The organism is Streptomyces sp. GC420, assembly GCF_009916105.1.
GTDB lineage: Bacteria > Actinomycetota > Actinomycetes > Streptomycetales > Streptomycetaceae > Streptomyces.
In genome coordinates, this window is sequence record NZ_JAAAXQ010000032.1 from 1 (window position 1) to 16,005 (window position 16,005).

At 71.0% G+C, this 16,005-nt stretch carries 14 protein-coding genes and 2 tRNA genes; 8 read left to right on the plus strand and 8 right to left on the minus strand.

Annotated features, from left to right (window positions below; all coding sequences use genetic code 11):
* Window positions 1–121: 121 nt before the first annotated feature.
* Both GUY61_RS06680 and GUY61_RS06685 read left to right on the plus strand, forming a co-directional pair.
* On the plus strand, window positions 122–274 hold the full coding sequence (locus GUY61_RS06680; protein WP_166629127.1) for a hypothetical protein: 153 nt from the start codon (window positions 122–124) through the stop codon (window positions 272–274).
* 87 nt (window positions 275–361) lie between these two features.
* A complete protein-coding gene (locus tag GUY61_RS06685; protein WP_166629128.1) occupies window positions 362–1,450 on the plus strand; it encodes a PDZ domain-containing protein in 1,089 nt (362 codons plus the stop codon).
* A 25-nt stretch (window positions 1,451–1,475) separates the two neighbouring features.
* On the opposite strand, the gene GUY61_RS06690 is transcribed toward GUY61_RS06685, so the two are convergent.
* Window positions 1,476–2,048 (minus strand): PPA1309 family protein, encoded by a 573-nt coding sequence (locus GUY61_RS06690; protein ID WP_243766236.1) that lies wholly within the window; start codon window positions 2,046–2,048, stop codon window positions 1,476–1,478.
* 133 nt (window positions 2,049–2,181) lie between these two features.
* Here GUY61_RS06690 and GUY61_RS06695 point away from each other — a divergent pair, with 133 nt between their 5' ends.
* The 4 genes from GUY61_RS06695 to GUY61_RS06710 all read left to right on the plus strand — a co-directional run bounded on the left by GUY61_RS06695 (window position 2,182) and on the right by GUY61_RS06710 (window position 7,761).
* On the plus strand, window positions 2,182–5,097 hold the full coding sequence (locus tag GUY61_RS06695; protein WP_166629154.1) for a UPF0182 family protein: 2,916 nt from the start codon (window positions 2,182–2,184) through the stop codon (window positions 5,095–5,097).
* A gap of 39 nt (window positions 5,098–5,136) precedes the next feature.
* Window positions 5,137–5,210: transfer RNA gene (locus tag GUY61_RS06700), tRNA-Met, on the plus strand.
* Window positions 5,211–5,450: 240 nt separating this feature from the next.
* Window positions 5,451–7,535 carry an SEL1-like repeat protein gene (locus GUY61_RS06705; RefSeq protein ID WP_166629130.1) on the plus strand — a complete coding sequence of 695 codons (2,085 nt, stop codon included), beginning with the start codon at window positions 5,451–5,453 and terminating at the stop codon, window positions 7,533–7,535.
* Window positions 7,536–7,687: 152 nt separating this feature from the next.
* Window positions 7,688–7,761: transfer RNA gene (locus tag GUY61_RS06710), tRNA-Met, on the plus strand.
* Window positions 7,762–7,897: 136 nt separating this feature from the next.
* On the opposite strand, the gene GUY61_RS06715 is transcribed toward GUY61_RS06710, so the two are convergent.
* Window positions 7,898–8,344, minus strand: coding sequence for a Fur family transcriptional regulator (locus tag GUY61_RS06715; protein WP_166629131.1), 447 nt, complete (start codon window positions 8,342–8,344; stop codon window positions 7,898–7,900).
* Window positions 8,345–8,473: 129 nt separating this feature from the next.
* Here GUY61_RS06715 and GUY61_RS06720 point away from each other — a divergent pair, with 129 nt between their 5' ends.
* Complete coding sequence (locus GUY61_RS06720; protein WP_166629132.1) at window positions 8,474–9,925, plus strand: catalase; 1,452 nt, start codon at window positions 8,474–8,476, stop codon at window positions 9,923–9,925.
* A gap of 125 nt (window positions 9,926–10,050) precedes the next feature.
* On the opposite strand, the gene GUY61_RS06725 is transcribed toward GUY61_RS06720, so the two are convergent.
* Together GUY61_RS06725 and hisN are read right to left on the minus strand one after the other, a co-directional pair.
* Entirely contained in the window at window positions 10,051–10,452 is a 402-nt protein-coding gene (locus tag GUY61_RS06725) for a cyclic nucleotide-binding/CBS domain-containing protein (RefSeq protein ID WP_166629133.1), read from the minus strand.
* A gap of 297 nt (window positions 10,453–10,749) precedes the next feature.
* Entirely contained in the window at window positions 10,750–11,550 is an 801-nt protein-coding gene (gene hisN / locus GUY61_RS06730) for a histidinol-phosphatase (RefSeq protein WP_166629134.1), read from the minus strand.
* 162 nt (window positions 11,551–11,712) lie between these two features.
* Between hisN and GUY61_RS06735 the strand changes: the two genes are divergently transcribed.
* Window positions 11,713–12,333, plus strand: a complete 621-nt coding sequence (locus tag GUY61_RS06735) for a TetR/AcrR family transcriptional regulator (protein ID WP_166629135.1) — start codon at window positions 11,713–11,715, stop codon at window positions 12,331–12,333.
* A 42-nt stretch (window positions 12,334–12,375) separates the two neighbouring features.
* Here GUY61_RS06735 and GUY61_RS06740 read toward each other — a convergent pair whose 3' ends face one another.
* The 4 genes from GUY61_RS06740 to GUY61_RS06755 all read right to left on the minus strand — a co-directional run bounded on the left by GUY61_RS06740 (window position 12,376) and on the right by GUY61_RS06755 (window position 15,990).
* Window positions 12,376–12,699, minus strand: coding sequence for a multidrug efflux SMR transporter (locus tag GUY61_RS06740; RefSeq protein WP_166629136.1), 324 nt, complete (start codon window positions 12,697–12,699; stop codon window positions 12,376–12,378).
* A gap of 105 nt (window positions 12,700–12,804) precedes the next feature.
* The gene (gene rsgA, locus GUY61_RS06745) at window positions 12,805–13,845 is read right to left on the minus strand and encodes a ribosome small subunit-dependent GTPase A (RefSeq protein WP_166629137.1); all 1,041 of its coding nucleotides are present in this window, start codon (window positions 13,843–13,845) and stop codon (window positions 12,805–12,807) included.
* Between the two features lie 4 nt (window positions 13,846–13,849).
* A complete protein-coding gene (aroA, locus tag GUY61_RS06750) occupies window positions 13,850–15,190 on the minus strand; it encodes a 3-phosphoshikimate 1-carboxyvinyltransferase (RefSeq protein WP_166629138.1) in 1,341 nt (446 codons plus the stop codon).
* Window positions 15,191–15,276: 86 nt separating this feature from the next.
* A complete protein-coding gene (locus GUY61_RS06755; protein ID WP_166629139.1) occupies window positions 15,277–15,990 on the minus strand; it encodes a M50 family metallopeptidase in 714 nt (237 codons plus the stop codon).
* Window positions 15,991–16,005: the final 15 nt, after the last annotated feature.

Here is a 16,005-nt window from a genome sequence, read left to right on the forward strand (position 1 = left end):
ACTCCGGGTTGCGTAACCCAACCCCTGCCGTGAGCGTTGGAGATGCGGATGATTAATCTGCTGATCACCAGTCGCGGTTGTTCTTTGGGGTCGGGAGGACGGAATGGCGGCACTCGCCTGGTTGCTCATTCCACTTATAGCTGCGATAGGCGCGGCGGTCTGGGCCGGCTGGGTGGCCCGTGACCGCACGACCGGCGACATTCATGAACTCGCCGGCTACGAGAAGTTCCGTGCGGCGATGGAGAAGCCGCACTCCGGTTCCCATACGCTCTGACACATGTCGGCGGGTCGGCCGTCCCCGCGGTCTCGTACGGACCGGCCCCGGCGGTGAACTGGCAGCCGTGTCCCGTACTGTCGTTCCATGCCACGCCGCACGGCGACGATGCTCGCTTCCACCCTGATGCTGATCGCGCTCCTGTGCGCGGGGGTGCTTCTCCCCGTGCCGTACGCGGAGATGTCCCCCGGTCCCACGGTGAACACCCTCGGTGAGGCCGGTGGCGAGCCGGTGCTGCGGATCTCGGGCCGCAAGACCTATGAGACGTCGGGCAATCTCAACATGACGACCGTTCGGGTCACCAGCGCCGACTACCGGATGGACGTCTTCACCGCCCTGTACGGCTGGCTCTCCGACGAGAACCTCGTCGTCCCGAAGGACACGCTCTACCCCGACGGCCAGACCGAGGAAGAGGCCACCCAGGAGAACGCCGAGGAGTTCTCGCAGTCTCAGGAGAGCGCCAAGGTCGCGGCCCTGAAGGAGCTGGGCATCCCGGTGACCTCCCGTGTCGTGGTCGCCCGGGTCGTCAAGGACAACCCGGCCGAGGGCAGGCTGCACGCGGGCGACGTGATCAAGTCCGTGGACGGGACGAAGGTCAGGGAACCCGGAGACGTGGCCGAGCTGGTCACCAAGCACAAGCCGGGCGAGGACGTGGTCTTCACCGTCGTGCCCGCCAAGGAGGCCGCCGCCGCGGAGAAGGCGGGCAGGGAGCCCGAGGGCGGCGAGGACGTCACCGTCACCACCGCCAGGGCCGAGGACGACGACCGCGCCATCGTCGGCATCGAGGCGGGGACCGACCACACCTTCCCCTTCACCATCGACATCAAGCTCGCCGATGTGGGCGGTCCCAGCGCGGGCCTGATGTTCGCGCTCGGCATCGTCGACAAGCTGACCGAGGAAGACCTCACCGGCGGCAGGTTCGTCGCGGGCACCGGCACCATCGACGACAACGGCGACGTGGGTCCGATCGGCGGCATCGGGATGAAGACCGTCGGCGCGCGCCAGAAGGGCGCCGAGTACTTCATGACGCCGGCCGACAACTGCGCCGCCGCGGCCAAGGACGTTCCCGATGGGCTCACCCTCGTGAAGGTGAAGAACATCGACGACGCCGTCGACTCCCTGGAGAAGATCCGTTCGGGGGACACGGACAGCCTGCCGAGCTGTACGGCGGGCTGACCGCGCCCCCGCAGGGGGAGGGTGATCAGGCCTCGAAGGTGGCGGACAGCGCCTCGGCGAGGCCCGGCACCAGGTCGGCGCCGGTCAGCACCTCGGTGGGGGAGTCCTTCTCCCGCAGCCGCAGCGCGGACTCGCGGGAGCCGTCGCGCAGCACCGCCACGGTCATCCGCACCTCCTGGCGTTCCGGGTGCTCCGCGACCCACTTGGCCAGAGCGCTCTCGTCGAGGCCGACCGGCACGGTGGCCTCCGCGGACGGCGGCAGCATCAGCCGTTCCACGGTCAGCGCGCACCCGGTGACGGCGTCCGGCCAGGCGATGGTGGCGAGGAATTCGTCGAGCGGGGTGCCCGCGGGCAGCTCGTCCTGTTCGATGGGGGTGAGGGAGGACGCCTGGGGCCCCTCGTCGAGACCGAGCTGCGCGGCGAGGCCGGGCTCCTGTGCCCGCAGCCGCGCGCTGTCGACCAGGGCGAAGAGACGGGCGGGCTGGTCCCAGCCGAGCCCCGAGGCGTACTCGTCGATCTCCAGCACCGCCCGGGTGAGGGGTGTGGCGGCCATCGGGGTGCCGGAGGAGGCGGGGTCGGGGGAAGAAAGGTTGGACATGGCCAATATCCTGCCTCCTCCGGACCCGGGAACGGGAACTGGGTAAAGCTTCAGTAAGTTGCATGAGTGGGCTCTACGATCGCGGGGCCCGCTCATCCATACGAACTTCGAGGTGCGCACCTTGGCTTTCCAGATGCCGGACCGCGGCGGAGGCCCCACGGGGCCGCGGATCAGAGTCGGCCGACCGTCCCGGCGCGTCCGGACCCTCCTCATGACGCTCGCCGTCCTGGCCGTTCTGGCCATGGCCTTCGTCATGTTCGCGGGGTTCTGGACCGACTGGCTCTGGTATCGCTCGGTCGACTACTCCTCTGTCTTCACCACGACACTTTGGACCAAGATCGGACTGTTCTTCGTCTTCGGCCTGCTGATGGCCACGGCCGTCGGAGTCAACATCTGGCTGGCGCACCGGCTGCGGCCGCCGCTCAGCGCGATGTCGCTGGAGCAGCAGAGCCTGGACCGGTACCGAATGAGCATCGCCCCTTACAAGAAGTGGCTGCTCCTGGGCGTCACGGCGCTCGTCGGACTGATCGCGGGCGCGTCCGCCTCGGGCCAGTGGCGCACCTGGCTGATGTGGGTGAACGGCGTGTCCTTCGGGCAGAAGGACCCGCAGTTCAAGATGGACGTGTCCTTCTACGCGTTCGATCTTCCCTGGTACCGCTTCCTGCTCGGCTTCGGCTTCGCGGCATCGGTGCTCTCCCTGATCGCCGCGGCCCTCGTCCACTACCTCTACGGCGGGCTGCGGATCACCAGCCCCGGGGCGCGCGCGACCGCCGCTGCCACCGGCCACCTCTCCGTGCTGCTCGGGATCTTCGTCTCGCTGAAGGCCGTGGCGTACTGGCTCGACCGGTACGGCCTGGCGGTGAAGTCCAGCGACTTCAAGGCGACCGGCAACTGGACGGGCCTGCGCTACGTCGACGCGAACGCCTACCTGCCGGCGAAGACCATCCTGTTCTGCATCGCCGTGATCTGCGCGCTGCTGTTCTTCGCGACGCTCTGGCGCCGCACCTGGCAGCTCCCCGTGATCGGGTTCGGTCTGATGGTGCTCTCCGCGATCCTCATCGGCGGGCTCTACCCGGCGATCGTGCAGAAGTTCCAGGTCCAGCCGAACGAGCAGGCCAAGGAAGCGCCGTACATCGAGAAGAACATCGAGGCGACGCGCAAGTCCTACGGCATCGACGACGCCAAGGTGACGGACTACTCGGGCAAGGGCGGCACGGGCAACGCCGAGCAGGTGCGCAAGGACGCCGACTCGGCGGCCAGCTACCGGCTGATCGACCCCAATGTCGTCTCCCCGGCCTTCCAGCAGCTCCAGCAGGAACGCAAGTACTACCAGTTCCCCTCCACCCTCGACGTCGACCGGTACACGGACGCCGACGGCAAGGAGCAGGACACCGTCATCGGTCTGCGGGAGCTGAACATCAACGGCATCCCGAAGAGCAACTGGATCAACGACCACTTCACGTACACGCACGGTTACGGCGTGGTCGCAGCCAAGGGCACCAGCACCGGGTCCGACCCGGCGGGCTCCCCGGACTTCACCGAGTCGGGCCTGCCGTCCACCGGCACCCTGGTGGGTGACTACGAGCAGCGGATCTACTACGGCGAAAAGACCGAGCAGTACTCCATCGTGGGCGGCCCGCAGAAGGAGCTCGACTACGAGGAGAACGGCGAGAAGACCACCAGCTACAAGGGCAACAGCGGGGTCAACCTGGCCAACGCGCTCAACCGCGCCGCGTACGCGGTGGCCTTCAGCGAGCCGCAGATCTTCTACTCGGGCGCGATCGGCGAGGGTTCCCGGATCCTGTACAACCGCACTCCCAAGGAGCGCGTCGAGGCCGTCGCACCCTGGCTGACCATCGACGGCGACGCCTACCCAGCGGTGGTGGACGGGAAGATCCAGTGGATCGTCGACGCCTACACGACGACGAACGGCTACCCCTACGCGTCCCGTACGACGCTGGGAGACACCACGGCCGACTCGCTGACCGACAACCAGCGGGCCGTCGTCGCGCAGCAGAACCAGGTCAACTACATCCGCAACTCGGTGAAGGCCACCGTCGACGCCTACGACGGCACGGTCAAGCTGTACCAGTGGGACACCGAGGACCCGGTCCTGAAGACCTGGATGAAGGCGTTCCCCGGCACGGTCGAGCCGAAGAGCGCGATCAAGGAGTCGCTGCGCGAGCACCTGCGCTACCCGCAGGACCTGTTCAAGGTGCAGCGCGAACTGCTCACCCGCTACCACGTCACCGAGCCGGGCCAGTTCTACAGCGGCAGTGACGCGTGGCAGGTGCCGGACGACCCGACCAACAAGGACAACAGCGCGGTTCCGCCGTACTACCTGAGCCTGAAGATGCCCGGTCAGAACGAGCAGCAGTTCTCCCTGACCACCACCTTCACGCCCAACGGGCGCCCGAACCTCGGGGCGTTCATGGCGGTGGACGCCGACGCGGCCAGCGACGACTACGGCACGATAAGGCTGTTGAGGGTGACCTCGACGGTGCGCGGCCCGCAGCAGGTGCAGAGCGAACTCAACAGCAACGCCGATGTCGCCGAGTTCGTCCGCAACCTCAGGGGCACCGACTCCGACATCGAGTACGGAAACCTGCTCACCGTGCCGCTGAACGGCGGGTTCCTCTACATCGAGCCGGTGTACGCGCGCGGCGGTACGTCCAACTACCCGCTGCTGAGGAGGGTGGGCGTGGCGTACGGCGATCAGACCGTGTTCAAGGACACGCTCGCCGAGGGCCTGAACGCCGTCTTCGGAGTGGAGGGCGAGGACACCGGCGAGCCGCCGCCCGAGGAGGGCACCACGGAGCCGCCGGCCACGGGCGGCACCGCCCTGGAGAAGGCCATCGCGGATGCCCAGAAGGCGTACGACGCGGGCCAGGAGGCACTCAAGAAGGGCGACTGGGAGGCGTACGGCAAGGCCCAGGAAGACCTTCAGGACGCGCTGGAGCGTGCCGCGGAGGCGGAGAAGTCGGCCGGGGGCAGTGACGCCGGTGACAAGAACGGTGAGGGTCAACAGGACGGTGACCAGGGCAGTTGAGTGAGCGAACCCCGCGTCGTGGTACTGTTGTCGAACCGACGCGGGGTGGAGCAGCTCGGTAGCTCGCTGGGCTCATAACCCAGAGGTCGCAGGTTCAAATCCTGTCCCCGCTACTGAAGTTGACAAGGGCCCGGATCCTCCAGGATCCGGGCCCTTGTCGTGTGCCCGGGGGTGCGGCGGGCCCAAGTCGGGATCTTTTCGGGGGCATTCGGTGTTTCATCTGGCGCGTCGGCATGGGAACGGCAAGCGGAAGCGTGTTTGACTTGTCTCTCTGTGGGCATGTCGACAAAACGCTGAAGTGACCTCACAGGCTGCGGTATACCAGGTGTACGCAGGTTGCAGGTGGTGCGACGATGGGTTTTATGGGGGACAAGGCAACTCTGTTGGAATCAGAGCGGTTTGTACCGGTGCAGGGGCCCGGTGACATCGTTGGCGATCAGGCCGTGGCGCCCGAGGCGGCGCCGGAGCCCATCGCCGGGTCCGTCACGAACACGATCGCCGAGGCGGTCGCCGACGCGGGCGCGGGCGTCGGTGACCGCCTCGGCGACGAGACCGAGGCCGAGACCGAGACGGAGGCGCGGCACCGCCGCGCCGCCGAGCGCGGCGACATCGCCTCCATGAGCATCCTGGGATCCCTGCTGCTGCGCCGCGGCGACCTGGACGGCGCCGAGCCCTATCTGCGCGCCGCCACCTCCGCCGGGGACCGTGCCGCGGCCAACAACCTGGGCGTCCTGCTGCATCAGCGCGGCTACGCGGACGAGGCGGCCGGCTGGTGGCGCATCGCCGCCGTCGCCGGCTCCGCCGCGGCCGCGCACGCCCTGGGCCGCCACTACCGGGAGCGCGGCGACGAGCCCGCCGCCGAGTACTGGCTGCGCCAGTCCGCGGAGTCCGGACACGCCCTGGGCGCCTACGCCCTCGCGGACCTCCTGGAGCACCGCAGCGACGTCGGCGCGGAGCGCTGGATGCGCACCGCGGCGGAACAGGGCCACCGGGAGGCCGCGTACCGCCTGGCACGCGCCCTGGAGCGGCGCGCGGCCGAGGTCGGCGGCCTCCAGCTGCTCCGTGACGCCCTCGCGGGCGCCGGTCCCCTCGGGGGCCCGGCCACGGGGACCCGGCTGCGTGGCGCCGCCGCGGGCGGGGGCCGGGCGGACGGCGCAGCGCCCGCCGAGGAGGACCGGGCGGTGACCGGGAGCCGGCCCGCCGCGGCCGGCGGCGGCACCGCCGCCGCACTGCTCGCCGAGGCGGAGCAGTGGTACCGGCAGGCGGCGGCCCGCGGGCACCGGCGCGGCGCGCTGCGGCTGGGCACGCTGCTCGAGGAGCGCGGCGAGCTGAAGGAGGCCGGGCGCTGGTACCTGACCTCGGCCAAGGACGGCGAGGCCAAGGCGGCCTGCGCGCTGGGCTTCCTGCTGCGCGACGCGGGCGACGAGGAGAGCGCGGCCATGTGGTGGCTGCGCGCCGCCCAGGACGGCGACGGCAACGCGGCCAATGCCCTGGGGGCGCTGCACGCCGAGCGAGGCGAGACCCAGACCGCCGAGCGCTGGTACCGCGCCGCCATGGACGCGGGCGACGTCAACGGCGCCTACAACCTCGGGCTCCTCTGCGCGGAGCAGGGCCGCACCGCCCACGCCGAGCAGTGGTACCGCCGCGCCGCCTACGCGGGGCACCGCGAGGCGGCCAACGCCCTCGCCGTGCTGCTGCTCCAGGGCGGCGACGCGGCCGGCGCCGGGCCGTGGTTCTCCAAGGCCGCCGAGGCGGGCAGCGTCGATGCCGCCTTCAACCTCGGCATCCTGCACGCGAGCCGTGACGAGGACCGCGAGGCCCTGGAGTGGTACGAGCGTGCCGCGGCCGCCGGCCATGTCGAGGCCGCCCTCCAGGTCGGCATCGCCCTGGTGCGCGACGGCGACGAGCAGGGCGCCGAGCGGCACCTGCGGTACGCAGCGGGCGGCGGCAGCGCCGAGGCGGCCTTCCGTCTCGGCGCGCTGCTGGACAGCCGGAAGTCGCCCTACGACGTCGTACGGCTCGGCGAGGCCGTGACCCGGAAGACCGAGTGCGAGGAGTGGTACGAGCGGGCGGCCCAGCAGGGCCACCGGCGCGCCCAGGTGAGGGCAGGCATGCTGGCGGCAGCGCGCGGCGACGTCACCGACGCCGCCTACTGGTACCGCGCCGCCGCCGAGGGCGGCAGCCGCAACGGTGCGTTCAACCTCGGGCTGCTGCTGTCCCACGAGGGCAGCGAGGCCGAGGCCGCCCTGTGGTGGACGCGCGCGGCCGAGGCCGGGCACGGCAGGGCCGCGCTGCGCCTCGCGCTGCTGTGCGCCCGCCGCGGTGACCTGGTCGACGGCAAGAGGTGGTGCGCCAGGGCCGTGGAGCTCGGGCCGCCCGAGGTGGCGGAGCGGGCCGCGCGGCTGCGGGACGCGCTCCAGCAGGAGCTGAGCGCGTGAGGCGCCGCCGCGCACAGCGGGGCCGGGCGACGGGGAGAGCTGCCGGGAGAGCCGTGGCGACGGCTGCGGCAACGGCGGCGAGGGCGGCCGGGACAGCATCGGAAAACCGATTTGCTCCTGTCGGCACAACCACGTAAGGTGGTGTTCACCGACGCGGGGTGGAGCAGCTCGGTAGCTCGCTGGGCTCATAACCCAGAGGTCGCAGGTTCAAATCCTGTCCCCGCTACTGAAGACGAAAGGCCCGGATCCTCAAGGATCCGGGCCTTTCGTAGTCTGCCGGCGCGTGGACCCCACCGCTCCGCCGCCGTGCGCCGAGCGGTACGCGAAAGCCCCGGTGCGAAGGCACCGGGGCTTCGTCGTCGTCAGGGCCGCGCGACCGCCGGGGAGGGCGGCCGCTGGGCGGCGCAGTCCGGGCACAGGCCCCGGTAGGTCACTTCCACATTGGAGACCGTGAAGCCGAAGCGCTCCGATTCGGGCAGGTCGGCCAGCGGATCGCCGGCCGGGTGCACGTCGCGGATGGCACCGCACTCGGCGCACACCAGGTGGTGGTGGGGCCGGTGGGCATTGGGGTCGTAGCGCTTGGCGCGGTGGTCGGTCGCGACTTCCAGCACCTCGCCCAGCGAGACCAGTTCACCCAGCGTGTTGTAGACGGTCGCCCGGGAGATCTCGGGAAGCCTGGCCACGGCACGCGCGTGCACCTCGTCGGCCGTGAGGTGCACGTGTTCACCGTCGAGGACCTCGGCCACGACCCGCCGCTGCGCCGTCATGCGCCACCCGCGTCCTCGAAGTCGTTCCAGCAGGTCACTCATGGGGGTCAGCCTAACAGTCGAGGGTCGGATCCCGAATGGGTGTGACTTTGGATGCTTGCTTGACTTAGACAATGTCCACTGTAGGATCGCGTACGGCAGGGCAGGGACAGGACTCAGCAGGAGGCGCACGTGACGCAGGGACCGCTCACAACGGAGGCCGGCGCGCCGGTCGCCGACAATCAGAACAGCGAGACGGCAGGCGTCGGCGGTCCCGTCCTGGTGCAGGACCAGCTGCTGCTGGAGAAGCTCGCCCACTTCAACCGTGAGCGCATCCCGGAGCGGGTGGTGCACGCCCGCGGCGCCGGCGCGTACGGCACCTTCACGGTGACGGCCGACGTGACGAAGTACACCCGGGCGAAGTTCCTCTCCGAGGTCGGCAAGCAGACCGAGACGTTCCTGCGGTTCTCGACGGTGGCCGGCAACCTCGGCGCCGCGGACGCCGTGCGTGACCCCCGCGGCTTCGCGCTGAAGTTCTACACCGAAGAGGGCAACTACGACCTGGTCGGCAACAACACCCCGGTGTTCTTCATCAGGGACGCCATCAAGTTCCCCGACTTCATCCACACCCAGAAGCGCGACCCGTACACCGGCTCGCAGGAGGCGGACAACGTCTGGGACTTCTGGGGTCTGTCGCCGGAGTCCACGCACCAGGTGACCTGGCTGTTCGGTGACCGCGGCATCCCCGCGAGCTACCGCCGCATGAACGGCTACGGCTCGCACACCTACCAGTGGAACAACGAGGCCGGCGAAGTCTTCTGGGTCAAGTACCACTTCAAGACCGACCAGGGGATCAGGAACCTGACTGCCCGGGAGGCGGCGAGGCTCGCCGGTGAGGACCCGGACTCCCATCAGCGCGACCTGCGCGAGGCCATCGAGCGCGGCGAGTTCCCGACCTGGACCGTACAGGTCCAGATCATGCCCGCGGCCGAGGCGGCCGGCTACCGCTTCAACCCGTTCGACCTGACCAAGGTTTGGCCGCACGAGGACTACCCGCCGGTCGAGATCGGCAGGCTGGAGCTCAACCGAAACCCGGAGAACATCTTCGCGGAGGTCGAGCAGTCCGTCTTCAGCCCCGCCCACTTCGTGCCGGGCATCGGTCCCTCGCCGGACAGGATGCTCCAGGGCCGTCTCTTCGCGTACGGCGACGCCCACCGCTACCGCGTCGGCATCAATGCCGACCACCTGCCGGTGAACCGTCCGCACGCCGCCGAGGCGCGCACCAACAGCCGTGACGGCTTCCTGTACGACGGTCGTCACAAGGGCGCCAAGAACTACGAGCCGAACAGCTTCGGCGGCCCGTTCCAGACGGACCGTCCGCTGTGGCAGCCCATTCCGGTGAGCGGTGTCACCGGTGGGTCGGCCGCGCCCGTCCACGCCGAGGACGACGACTTCGTGCAGGCGGGCAACCTCTACCGGCTGATGTCGGAGGACGAGAAGGAGCGCCTGATCGCCAACCTCGCCGGCTCCCTCTCGCAGGTCTCGCGCGAGGACATCGCCGAGCGTGCGATCGGCAACTTCCGTCAGGCGGACGGAGACTTCGGCAAGCGGCTCGAGGCCGCGGTCCAGGCCCTGCGCGGCTGACGACCGCTTGTCGAACGATGGTGGAAGGGGCCGGGTCCCTCCGGCCCCTTCCACCGTGCCCGGTGCCGGCTTTCCGCCGTGCCCGGTGCCGGTGCTTCTGTCGTGGACCGGGCGCGGCCCCGGGACTACCTGGCGGCGAGAGCCTCCCGGCTCGGTGCCCAGCAGCGGATGATGTCCCGCACCGAGACGATCCCGACGGCGCCGCCGCCCTCGCCGTCGAGCACGATCAGATGGCGGAAGCCGCCGTGCGCCATCGTCACGGCCGCCTCCTCCAGGGTCCAGCCCGGCGCGGCGAAGACGACGTCGGTCGTGGTGTGGGCTCCCGCGGTCTCCTGGTCCGGGTCCTGTCCCGCGCCCACCGCGTTGAGGATGTCGCGCTCGGTGAGGATGCCGAGCCCGCTGGTGTCGGGGTCGAGTACGACGGCCGCTCCGACGCGGCGCGCGGCCATCAGCCGGGCCGCCTGGCGGAGTGTGTGATCGGGTCCGATGGTGAGGACCACCGTGCTCATGGCGTCACGGACGAGCATGGATGGAGCCACCTCCTTGGTGAGCCGCCCCCTGGAGAAAAGTTTCACAATTTCACAAGTGGGGGGACTCTCAGGGTGGCATGAACACGCAGGGTCAACAAGGGGACGGGCGCGGCGGAGAAAAGTGCGCGCCGCCGATCGCCACGGCTGCCGCGTCGTGGCGCGTGGCCGTGCGGGTCTTGGTGGTGAGGGGTTTGCGCCGGTGCTGGGCGCCCCACTTGCTGGTGCAGGCGGGGGCGACGGCGATGACGGGGATGCCTCTGCCGAACGGCGCCCGCGCGTTCGCCGCCGCGTCCGTCAGTACCGCTGGTTCAGATAGCCCAGCAGTTCCTCGTGCAGCAGCCCGTTGGAGGCGGCCGCGTTCCCACCGTCCACCCCTGGAACGCCGTCCAGGCTGGTGAAGCTGCCGCCCGCCTCCGTCACCACGATCGCGTTCGCCGCCATGTCCCACAGCGAGAGCTCAGGCTCCGCGCACATGTCCACCGAGCCCTCGGCGACCATCATGTACGGCCAGAAGTCGCCGTACGCGCGCGTGCGCCAGCAGGCGCGGGTCAGGTCCAGGAAGCCGTCGAGCCGTCCCTGCTCCTCCCACCCGGACAGCGAGGAGTACGCGAACGACGCGTCCTCCAGCTTGGAGACCCGCGAGACGTGCAGCCGCGTGGCGGAGGAGAGGCTGCGGCCCATGTACGCCCCCAGGCCCTTGGCCGCCCACCAGCGGCGGCCCAGCGCCGGGGCGGAGACGACACCGACCACCGGCTGGTAGCCGCCCTCGCCCGCCTCCGTCAGGGCGATCAGCGTCGCCCACACCGGGACCCCGCGCACATAGTTCTTCGTACCGTCGATCGGGTCGACGACCCAGCGGCGCGGGCCCGTGCCCTCGACGCCGAACTCCTCGCCGTGCACTGCGTCCCGCGGCCGTGCCCGCTGCAACGAGGCCCGGACGAGCTCCTCGGCCGCCTTGTCGGCCTCGCTCACCGGAGTCATGTCCGGCTTGGTCTCCACCTTGAGGTCCATGGCCCTGAACCGGTCCATGGTCGCCGCGTCCGCCGCGTCCGCGAGGACATGGGCGAGGCGCAGATCATCGTGATAGTCGGGCATGAGCGAACTCTACCCAGGCCCGCGCGGCCGACCCCCGGACCGGACGTGGCCGGGACGAGCGGTCCGAAAGCGTGACGGCCCGCCCGTGCCCTTGACACGGCCCTGCGGCGCGTCAACCCTGCTTGAGCGAAGAGCCCGCGCGGGCGGGCCCGGGAGGCATCGATGCCTACAGCGCGAGACGCACTTTTGGACGCCGCCTACACCGCACTCTCCGGCCGCGCCTGGGCCGCGGTGCGGATGGTCGACGTGGCGGCCGCCGCCGGGGTCTCACGGCAGACGCTCTACAACGAGTTCGGCAGCAAGGACGGCCTGGCGCGGGCGCTGGTGCGCCGTGAGACGGACGCCTACCTCGCGGGAGTGGAGCGGGCGCTGGGCTCGGCGCGCAGCCCGGTGGACCGGCTGGCGGCCGCCGCCGAGTGGACCGTTCGGGCCGCCCGGGTCAACCCGCTGGTCCATGCCGCGCTGACCGGCTGCTGGGGCCCGCGGCTCCCCGGACCGGGGACCGGGCCGGTGCGCTCGCGCTCCTCCATCCCGGCGCAGCGCCGCGCGGACGCCGGGCTGCCGAGCCCCGCCGAGTTGCTGCTGCAGGTCAGGGACCGGGCGGTGGCGGCGACGGTCAACGGGGCGGCGCCCCGGGAGGTGGCCGCGCAGTACGCCCGTACCTGCGAGACCGCCGTGCGGCTCGCGCTGTCCTGCGTCCTCGCGCCGGCGCCGCCGGCGGGGGCGGATGAGGGGGCCGCGCGGCTGGTGCGGGAGGCGCTCACCCGTACCCGGGTGTTCTGAGGGCGGTGGCCCGCGGGCGGCTCGTCGTCCGCGGCGCGCCGCTCAGTGCGAGGAGCCCGAGAGCTGCAGACCGATCACGCCCACGATCACCAGCGTGATGGAGACGATCTTGAGGGTGGAGACCAGGTCGCCGAGGAAGGCCATGCCGTAGATGGCCGTACCGGCCGCGCCGATGCCCGTCCACACCGCGTACGCCGGACCGACGTCCAGCTTCCTCAGGGAGAGCGTGAGCAGGCCGAAACTGCCCAGGGCGAAGGCGCAGAACGCGACCGTCGGCCATAGCCGGGTGAAGCCGTGCGAGAGCTTGAGACTCACCGCGAAGCCCGTTTCGAGGAGCCCGGCGACGACGACCAGCAGCCACGCCATGTGTATGTGCCTCCCGTTTCCGCAACCGCACCGGTGCGACTATGCACTTACCGTATGCCGACCGGGGCAAACGTGCGGGAGGCGGGCGGCGGACACGCCTGGTTCCTAGTCGCCCTCGCGCCGTTCCCGCGCCGCCAGCAGCCGCCGCAGCGAGTAGAGCCGGGCGGGCTCCGCGTGACCCGCCGCCACCCAGTCGTCCAGGGCGCAGTCCGGCTCGTCGTGACTGCACGCCCGCGGGCAGTCCTCGGTCCCGGGCTCCAGGTCCGGGAAGGCGTGGATGACCCGGGAGGGGTCGATGTGGTTCAGGCCGAAGGAGCGGATGCCCGGGGTGTCGATGACCCAGCCGCCGCCGGCGTCCCCGGCCGGGGAGGTGTCCTCGTCGCCGGGCAGCGGGATCGCACGGGCCGAGGTCGTGGTGTGCCGGCCGCGCCCGGTCACCGCGTTGACCCGTCCGGTGGCCCGCCTTCTGCCCTTCGCGACCAGCGAGTTGACCAGCGTCGTCTTGCCGACGCCGGAGTGCCCGACGAAGACGGTGACCCGACCCTCGAGCCGCTCGCGCACCTGCTTCGCCGCGTCGCCGTTCTCCAACTCGTCGCGGTTGGTGACGACATGGGACAGGCCGAACGTCGAGTACGTCTCCAGCAGCTTCTCGGGGCCCGCCAGGTCCGACTTGGTGAGGATCAACAGCGGTTCGAGCCCCGCGTCGTACGCCGCGACCAGGCAGCGGTCGATCAGCCGGGGCCGCGGCTCCGGGTCGGCCAGCGCCGTGACGATCGCCAACTGGTCGGCGTTGGCGACGATGACCCGCTCGTACGGATCGTCGTCGTCCGCGGTGCGCCGCAGCACGGAGGCCCGCTTCTCCACCCGGACGATCCTGGCCAGCGTGTCCTTGTCCCCGGACAAGTCCCCGACCAGGGCCACCCGGTCCCCGACCACCACGCTCTTGCGGCCGAGCTCGCGCGCCTTCATGGCGACGACGATGCGGTCGTCGAGCAGGCAGGTGATCCGGCCGCGGTCGACGGTGACGACGAAGCCCTCGGAGGCGTCCTCGTGCTTGGGGCGGATGTTGGTACGGGGCCGGTTGCCCTTGCGGTTGGGGCGGACCCGGACGTCGTCCTCGTCGGGGTTCTTTCCGTAGCGGCGCATCGCGTCAGTCCCCGAGCATTCCGGCCCACAGTTCGGGGAAGTCGGGGAGGGTCTTGCCGGTCGTCGCGATGTTCTCGACCTGTACGCCGTCCACGGCCAGGCCGATCACCGCGCCCGCCGTCGCCAGCCGGTGGTCGTCGTAGGTGTGGAAGACCCCGCCGTGCAGCGGGCGCGGGCGGATCCGCAGCCCGTCCGCGGTCTCCGTGACGTCGCCGCCCAGCTCGTTGATCTCCTTGGTCAGGGCCGCCAGCCGGTCCGTCTCGTGGAGCCGCAGGTGGCCGACCCCGCGCAGCACGGACTCGGAGTCGGCGAGCGCCGCGACGGCGGCGATGCCCGGCGTCAGCTCGCCGACCTCGCCCAGGTCGATGTCGATGCCGTGGATCGTGCCGCCGCCGGTGAAGGTCAGCCCCTCCTCGGTCAGCTCGCAGGAACCGCCCATGGCGGTGAAGATGTCCCGCAGCGCGTCACCCGGCTGGGTGGTCCGCTCGGGCCAGTCGGGGATGGTGACCCGGCCGCCGGTCACCAGCGCGGCGGCCAGGAACGGCTGGGCGTTGGACAGGTCGGGCTCCACCACCAGGTCGCGGCCGAGCAGTGCGCTCGGCGAGACCCGCCAGACGTTCGGCTCGCCGCCCGACTCCGGGGTGTCCACCTGGGCGCCGGCGGAGCGCAGCATGTCCACGGTCATCCTGATGTGGGGCATGGAGGGCAGCACGGGGCCGGTGTGACGGACCTCGACACCCAGGTTGAAGCGCGGCGCGGAGAGCAGCAGGGCGCTGACGAACTGGGAGGACGAGGAGGCGTCGATCTCGACCGGGCCGCCGTCCAGGGCGCCGCTGCCGTGCACGGTCATCGGCAGCGCGCCGCGCCCGTCGTCGTCGATCCGGGCGCCCAGGACCCGCAGCGCGTCGATCACACCGTGGAGGGGACGTTCGTACGAGCGGGGGTCGCCGTCGAAGCGGACCGGGCCGTCGGCGAGCGTGGCGACCGGCGGCAGGAACCGCATCACGGTGCCCGCGTTGCCCACGTCCACGGTGGCCGGGCCGTGCAGGCCCGAGGGGATGATCCGCCAGGCCTCACCGGTGGCTTCCGGGCCGCCCGCGAGGGAGGAACTGGAGGACAGCGTCTCCTCGATGCCCACACCCATGGCGCGCAGCGCCTCGGCCATCAGCAGGGTGTCCCGGGAGCGCAGCGGGCGGCGCAGCCAGCCGGGCTCTGCGGCCAGGGCCGCCAGCACCAGGCCGCGGTTGGTGACCGATTTGGAGCCGGGCACGGTGACGGTCGCGTCGACGGGGCCGGAGGCGACGGGCGCGGACCACAGAGAGTTCTTGGCGGGGCTTTCGGTCATGCGCCTCACTTTAGTGGTTCGCAACCATGCTCAATCCTGATCAAAAGTGAAGCCTGTGCCGCGCCGTCGCTTCGGGGCCGCGGTTCCTACAGTCCCAGCAGCCAGCGGCCGCCGCCCAGCAGGGAGCAGACCGAGACCGCGTGGAAGAGGAACAGCCACATCGCGGGCGGCACGTGGGTCAGGCGGGAGAGCTGGTCGGCGTCCGAGTCCCCGGCCTCGCCGTGGCGGCGCTTGGACTGGAGCTCGAAGGGCGGGCGGACACCGCCGAGGAGCAGGAACCACACCACGACGTACGCGAACGCCGCCTGGACGCCCGCGGTGGTGAGCCAGGAGACGAGCAGGAAGGCCGCTCCCGCGAGGACGACGGTCACCGCGCCGTAGGCGTTGCGGATCATCACCAGCATGGCCAGCAGCAGCGCCGTCGCCACCCACAGCAGCAGCGTGATGTGGTTCGCGGCGAGCAGCCAGGCACCGCCGAGGCCGATCAGCGAGGGCGCGGTGTAGCCGGCGGCGGCGGTGAGGATCATGCCGATGCCGGTGGGTTTCCCGCGGCTCACGGTCAGCCCGGAGGTGTCCGAGTGGAGCCGGATACCGTCCAGACGCCGCCCGGTCAGGAGAGCGACCAGGCCGTGGCCGCCCTCGTGCGCGATGGTGATCGCGTTGCGGGAGAGCCGCCATATCGGGCGCGGGACGACGGCTATGAGCGCGACCGACGCGGTGGCGAGCACAAGCCACTGGGAGGGGTCGGGCTGGGTGCCGAAGACGCGGTCCCACAGATCGGCGAGATTGGTGCTGTCCATTGTCCGGGCGGCTCC